Below are 6,695 nucleotides of genomic sequence, written 5' to 3'. Positions count from 1 at the left end.
ATTATATATAATATAAGGAATCGCGTTTGTTACATCGGACAAAAATATAACTAATTTCACCGGGTGGTGTAAAGGGTTTATTGATAGACGATTAAAGATGAATAGTAAATTGCACTTTTACATCGGGAGTTACATCGTAATATTTGTTAATAAATTTGATGCTATGGATGAGTTCCGGTCTGTTAATGAGAAGCTGGCAATCGATTTAATGGGATTGCCTTACGTGAAAATTCCACGTTATACCCTGGATTTGTTAAAGTGTCCGGCTACCCGCCAGTTGGGACAGCTTCATTTGTTGTTATTCGACATTTGCTTTTTTGCCGATGGTTATACTGATTTGAACGGACGGAAGGTTCCGTGCAAAAGAGGAGAGTACGTCGGTACACAACAGGAATTAGCCGACCTGTCAGGTATCAATATCGGTTCGATCAATCGCTTGATACGTAAATTGGAAGCCCTGCACCTGATCTCCGTCACTAAAATACAGGGAGGAAGTTTAATAAAAGTACACGGTTATACAAGCCTGATTGCAGCTCCGGGAGTGAAAGATGATTCCCGGAAGAGGAATGGAAGACAATTTAACGATAATCTTTACGGAAACTGAAAGGTTTTATAGCAGCCGAATGGACCGGACAAATGAGAATAATTTCGTTTCATCTTTAGGAAAGATAAAAAAATACATATCTTTACGAAATAAAATTTAATCATGCTTTAGAGATATGAGGGAAATTATCACCTGTTTTTATAGCTATTTATCTGAGCATTTTGGTGATAAAAATGGAAGGGTAGAATTCGGGGTGATAAATCAGACCGGATTAGGGTTTCATGTCCCGTTTTTTTAAAGAGAAATATGGTTCCATGTTTTAATATACACAAATTACCGGAAGTTATCAGGCAGTATCCAAAGGTAGAAAATCAACTGTATGAAATAGATAATTTTAACCATTTTGACGCTTGTTCCTTAGTTCCGGGAGTTTTCTTTTGTCCTCTATTGGCGATATATTGTTGTTGTGTAGCCTCTTTTTATTTTCTGTCTGAGCTTTCTGTCCAAAACGCGGTTCATATAGAACTTTGGTAATTTGGCGTAAAAACCTTGTTAACTTCCTTATTAATCCGGTCTTATAGTGAGTATAATAGAGAACTTTGTCCGTAAATCCGGATAAAGTGGTATCTGGTTCTATAAATTTATACCATGCTTTATAATTTTCAGGTAATAAATCCCCGTAATTTCGGAAAAAACTCTCCTTTTTGACAACATATTCGTTTTTCATACAGCCAATGAATATTAATATAGTACATAGTTCTATATGAACTATGGCTGAAATGTCCTCTGACTTGTTGCGGTTTTTGGTGTGTTCCTATTTTTTGTTCACGACTCTTAAACCTTTCAAAAGCATGAGTTCAGAGAAAGATATATATGAGATAGCAGCTTTGGGGACGCTCTTCAGACGTTTTTATAAGCCTTTACGGACGTATGCTTTTCGTTTCGTAAATGATACGGACCTGGCGGAAGACATTGTGCAGGATACTTTTTTTGAACTTTGGCAAAGGCGCGATTCGATTGAATTTGAAGGTGCAGTAAAATCCTATTTGTTCAAATCGGTATATAACAGATCCATCAATGTGATGCATAAAAAATATCAGAATAAAGAATATTCATTGGATGAGAGTAATGAAAGCGACATTCTCGAACAATATATGTCCGCTAATATCCTGAACTCGGAGCAAAGTTTACTTTTGAAAGAACTGGAAGCAGAAATAACCTTATTTATAGACACATTATCACCGCAATGCAAGAAAATATTTTTACTCAGTCGCTCATACGGTTTAAAGAACCGTGAAATAGCCGAACAATTGGAAGTCAGTATAAAAGCGGTTGAGAAACAGATAAGTAAAGCCTTGTCAGGACTGAAAAAACATTTGACTGAAGAAGGGCTGATCTCACTGCTCATTTTATTGTCGGGAATATCTTAACATAAAGGCAAATAAAAAATATTTCAAACAGGGGGTAGGGTAAAACCTCGAAATTTTGTACTACTAATAGAATGGAAAATATGGAGAATTTTACAACTGATATAAATCTTATAATAATCCGTTACCTGGACGGTTCGGCAAGCCTGGAAGAGAAAAGACAATTACTTCAGTGGCTGAAGGAATCGGAAAAGAACAGAAGTGATTTTACAGATACGAGAGATCTGTGGCTTTCGTGTAATGCTTCTGCCGACAATGAGTTGGAAGTGGATATCGCTCTCGACAGGTTGAAGATGCGTATTCTGAACGAACATGAACGGATAGAGAAGAAAACCCGGCGGTCATTTATCCGTTGGTATCAGGCTGCTGCTGTTTTGCTTGTTTTGTTCGGATTGTACTTCTGGTTGAGTATTGAACAGACGGAACCGAAACTGATGGTGCAGAACCAGCTGATAACGGCCAAAGGCAGTAAAGGTAAATTTACTTTACCGGACGGGACGGTTGTCTGGCTGAATTCGGAGAGCCGCCTGGTCTATCCCGATCAGTTCGCTGATGGCAAAAGAACGGTCAATCTGGTCGGAGGCGCTTACTTTGAAGTGGTAAGGGACGAAGAAAAGCCGTTCATCGTAAAGGCGGGTGATGTGGACGTGGAAGTTTTAGGTACGAGTTTTAATATATCGAGTTATCCTTTTAAAGAGAATATAGAGACGGCCTTATTGAGCGGAAGCGTAAAAATATCCGGTCCTTCCGTTCACCGGGAAGTTTATTTGAAGCCCAATGAGGTTTTTGAGTATAAGAAAGACCTCCAGGCTGCAACGGTGAAATCGGCCAATGCAAGTTTATATGCCGATTGGATCAAAGACCGGCTTGTTTTCGATAACCGCCCTCTTTCCGATATTCTGATCAGTATGGAAGGATGGTATAATATAGATATAGTGTGTCCGGAAAAATTTGCTGAATCGACTTATATGTCATTTACGATCCGTCAGGAGGACATCGACGAGATATTGAGGGCGATGAGTTTTATTATTCCGATCAGTTATCAGATAAAAAACGGAAAGGCATTTATTATGCCTAAGTAATAGAGTATTAACCTTAAAAAAAAGAATGCTTATGAGACCAGACATATAGAGAAAAAGAAAATAGGCGAATGCGGTAACATTCACCTATTCCGAAGATTTTAATTAAACAATCACATCTCTTGGCAGGGAATGGGATAAATGTCTAACTAGAAAAATCCATGTAAAAATATGAATAAATTTTATGGGAAGGGCTTATTATGTCCTTTCTTAACAGAAATAAACTTTCGGGGAATGAAAATAGTCCTGATTTTGTTAACCGTCGTGCTGTTTAAAGTTTCTGCTGTAGAAACTTACGCCCAAAGCACCAGAATTGATTTAAACATGAAAAACTCTACCGTCAAAGAAGTTTTGAAGGATATCGAGAGTAAAAGTGAATTCACCTTTTTTTATAATGACAACGCGATCGATACCAATCGTCGGGTTAGTATCAATGTGGCAAAGAAACGGATCGATGAAATATTGACCGTGATTTTGCCTGAATGTTCTTATAAAGTAGAAAACAAAAAGATCATCATTGTTCCGAAAGCGTTGGAAGATGTCGCTACCGCACAACAGCAGGGAAAGAAACTGACCGGTAAAGTGGTGGATCATAACAACGAGCCGATCATCGGTGCTGCTGTCGCTGTTGCCGGAACGACGATCGGTACGGTAACGGATATCGATGGTAATTTTGCATTACAGGTTCCGGATAATGCAACCTTGCAGGTTTCTTATATCGGGTACCAGAGTTTTCTTGAAAAAGTGGGAAACCAGACGAATTTGATGATCACACTGAAAGAAGATACGCAGTTGATCGATGAGGTGGTAGTAGTAGGTTACGGTACGCAGAAGAAAGTGAACCTGACCGGTGCCATCACTTCCGTGAAGACGGACGATCTGAACAAGATCCCGACCTCCAACTTGTCTAATACGCTGGCAGGACGTGCTCCGGGCGTAACGGTAACTACTACTTCCGGTATGGCGGGTGCTTCTTCCAAGATCCGTATGCGTGGTAGCTTCGGTGAACCTTTGTTCGTTATTAATAATGTAATTAAAGACAAAGCAGCTTTCGATGCTCTGGATCCGAATGAGGTAGATAATATCAGCTTCCTGAAAGATGCGGCCAGTGCTTCTATCTACGGTTCGAAGGCAGGTAACGGCGTTGTATTGGTAACAACGAAAGCCGGTAAGAACCAGAAACCGGAATTTCAGTACAAGGGTGTTTTCAGTGTTTCCAATACGACCCGCCCTTTGCAGGATTACTCGGCAACCGATGAGCTGATCTGGGCAAACCGTGTAGCGGAAACCAAAGGGCTTCCGTCTCCTTACGGACAGGAAATATTCGATTATTTTGCGGATAAGAGTTATAATGTAAATGATTACGTATGGAGAAATCCGTCTTCTCAGCAACATAATATCAGTGTCAATGGCGGTAGCGATCGTATTACTTATTATATGATGCTGGGCTTCCATGACGAGAACGGTTCTTATAAGAAACTGGATTTCAAGAAATACAATTTCCGTTCCGATATTACGGCTCAAGTATCCAAACGTTTCAATGTGAACTTTAACCTGAGCGGTAACCAGAAGGAGTATAATCGTTTTTATTGGCCGTACGATAAGGTAGACGACTTTAATGTGCCTGATTTTTATCGTACAACTTTCAACTGGACTCGTTTATACCCATTTTATGTGGACGATAACGGTAACCCGACGACCGATACGAATGCCAATCCGGTGACAGCCGGTTCATGGAATCCGGTCGATATGGTTCTTGGTAATCGTTATCAGAAAACGACAAGACGGACGATCGACGGACAGGTTCGCTTTAATCTCGACCTGGGACAGTTTGTCGATGGATTGAAAACCAGTTTCCTGGCCCAGTACACGGCTTATGATGAGAATCTGAAAGGCTTCCTGACCCATAACAAAGGATATCGTTTTAAGAGTGCAAGTGCGGATAATAAATTTGTCCCGACTAAGGTCGATCCGAATGATATGGTAGTTCACAACCTGAGTTCCAATTATGAAGGAATCCGTGAGATGGTCAAACTGGATCATTCTTATCAGATCAACTGGTTCCTGCAGTATGACAAGGTATTCAATAAAAAACATGCCGTATCTGCTTTATTGGTATATGAACAGTCTGAATCAGGCGGTAAGACGTTGAACGGTACAGCCGACGACATGCTTACTACGTCGATCGACCAGATATTTGTAACATCCAGCGATACACAGCGTCGTTACTTCAGCGGTAGTGAATGGGAAAAGGCCCGCCAGTCTGTTGTCGGACGTTTCAACTACTCATATGCAGATAAATACATTGCTGAATTCTCTTTCCGTGAAGACGGTAACTATAAATTCGCTCCGGGTGAACGTTGGGGATTCTTCCCTTCCGGTTCTGTGGCATGGCGTATGTCGGAAGAAGGCTTTATGAAGAATATCTCATGGCTGAGCAACCTGAAGATCCGTGGTTCTTACGGTACGACCGGTGATGATAATAACTGGGACGGTGAAGATAACATCGCTGCTTTCTTGTGGCGTGAATCGTATAAGAACGGTACAGGTTTCATCTTCGGTGATAACTACCAGAATGGTCTGACGGTAGGTAGTACGGCTAATCCGTATATCTCATGGGCAAAACTGGAAGTATATGATATCGGTCTTGATTTCGGTTTCTTCGATAACCGCCTGAGCGGTGAGTTCGACTACTTCTATAAGAATAAGAATCATATCCTTAGAGCCCGTAACCGTGTCATCCCGGGTACTTATGGCGCCAGCCTGAGTAACGAGAATTATGCAGAGCAGGATTGGAAAGGTACTGAAGTTTCTTTGAAATGGTCGGATACATATCGTTCTCTGGATTACAGCGTATATGCTAATCTGGGTTATGTGAAAGATACCTGGAAGGTATTGGATGAGGCTGAAGGACTGGAAGCATGGAGAAGTGCGATCGGTCATCCGAACACTCGTCTGCAGGGATATCTTTGTGAGGGTATTATCCGTACACAGGAACAACTGGATGCTCTTCCTGAAGGCTTTACGCAGTTTGGACGTAAGCCGATCCTGGGAACGCTTCTGTACAAGGATATTCGCGGTTCCAATTATTCGGAAGGTGCCGACGGAAAGATCGACAGTAACGATAATACGTATCTCTCCGATAAGGGAACTCCCCGTATCAACTATGGTTTCGGTTTCAATCTGTCATGGAAAGGTATCACGTTGGATGCTCACTTCCAGGGAGTAGGAGCTTACGACCGTATGTTGAAGACCAAGAATGGCGACGGTGTATTCCAGGTAGGTGACAAACCATACTTCGAGTTGTGGACCGGTGATGTCTGGAGACCGGACAATGTAGATGCGAAATATCCGCGTGTAAGTGGTGAATGGCAGGAAGAATACGGTGCAGCCGGTTCTACTTACTGGATGAGGAACGGTGCTTATATGCGTTTGAAGAATCTGAATATCGGCTATACATTGCCTCGTACATGGTTCTCGAAACTAGGAGTGAATAATGTTCAGGTGTTTGTTAATGCAACCAACTTATTCTGTATCTCAGGCATGGACGAAATGGATCCGGAACAGGATACGTTGGATTCTTATCCTCTGATGAGAACATTTACAGGTGGTTTAAGTATTAATTTCTAATAGATTATTTAGTAA

At 41.2% G+C, this 6,695-nt stretch carries 5 protein-coding genes; 4 read left to right on the top strand and 1 reads right to left on the bottom strand.

Features of this window, described 5'->3' with window-relative positions:
• Positions 1-163 precede the first annotated feature (163 nt).
• Positions 164-604: a helix-turn-helix domain-containing protein gene (locus DWW23_RS01535; RefSeq protein WP_122351518.1), complete on the top strand. Its 441-nt coding sequence runs from the start codon at positions 164-166 to the stop codon at positions 602-604.
• A 334-nt stretch (positions 605-938) separates the two neighbouring features.
• Here the strand turns inward: DWW23_RS01535 and DWW23_RS01530 are convergent, their stop codons facing one another.
• Positions 939-1,271: a hypothetical protein gene (locus DWW23_RS01530; protein WP_122351517.1), complete on the bottom strand. Its 333-nt coding sequence runs from the start codon at positions 1,269-1,271 to the stop codon at positions 939-941.
• Between the two features lie 124 nt (positions 1,272-1,395).
• On the opposite strand from DWW23_RS01530, the gene DWW23_RS01525 reads away from it, so the two are divergent.
• From DWW23_RS01525 to DWW23_RS01515, 3 genes are all read left to right on the top strand, one after another.
• Entirely contained in the window at positions 1,396-1,974 is a 579-nt protein-coding gene (locus DWW23_RS01525) for an RNA polymerase sigma-70 factor (protein WP_122351672.1), read from the top strand.
• Between the two features lie 80 nt (positions 1,975-2,054).
• On the top strand, positions 2,055-3,053 hold the full coding sequence (locus DWW23_RS01520; protein WP_122351671.1) for a FecR family protein: 999 nt from the start codon (positions 2,055-2,057) through the stop codon (positions 3,051-3,053).
• A gap of 321 nt (positions 3,054-3,374) precedes the next feature.
• Positions 3,375-6,680, top strand: coding sequence for a TonB-dependent receptor (locus tag DWW23_RS01515; RefSeq protein ID WP_229801038.1), 3,306 nt, complete (start codon positions 3,375-3,377; stop codon positions 6,678-6,680).
• Positions 6,681-6,695: the final 15 nt, after the last annotated feature.

This window comes from Parabacteroides sp. AF14-59 (assembly GCF_003479515.1).
Lineage (GTDB): Bacteria > Bacteroidota > Bacteroidia > Bacteroidales > Tannerellaceae > Parabacteroides > Parabacteroides faecis.
Note: the sequence above shows the minus strand (reverse complement) of the source record. Positions and strands in the feature narration are given on the sequence as shown.

Excerpts from the sequence above, each read along its gene's own strand:
- DWW23_RS01535 (WP_122351518.1), top strand. The coding sequence starts at position 164 with ATGGATGAGTTCCGGTCTGTTAATGAGAAGCTGGCAATCGATTTAATG.
- DWW23_RS01530 (WP_122351517.1), bottom strand. The coding sequence starts at position 1,271 with ATGAAAAACGAATATGTTGTCAAAAAGGAGAGTTTTTTCCGAAATTAC.
- DWW23_RS01525 (WP_122351672.1), top strand. The coding sequence starts at position 1,396 with ATGAGTTCAGAGAAAGATATATATGAGATAGCAGCTTTGGGGACGCTC.
- DWW23_RS01520 (WP_122351671.1), top strand. The coding sequence starts at position 2,055 with ATGGAGAATTTTACAACTGATATAAATCTTATAATAATCCGTTACCTG.
- DWW23_RS01515 (WP_229801038.1), top strand. The coding sequence starts at position 3,375 with ATGAAAAACTCTACCGTCAAAGAAGTTTTGAAGGATATCGAGAGTAAA.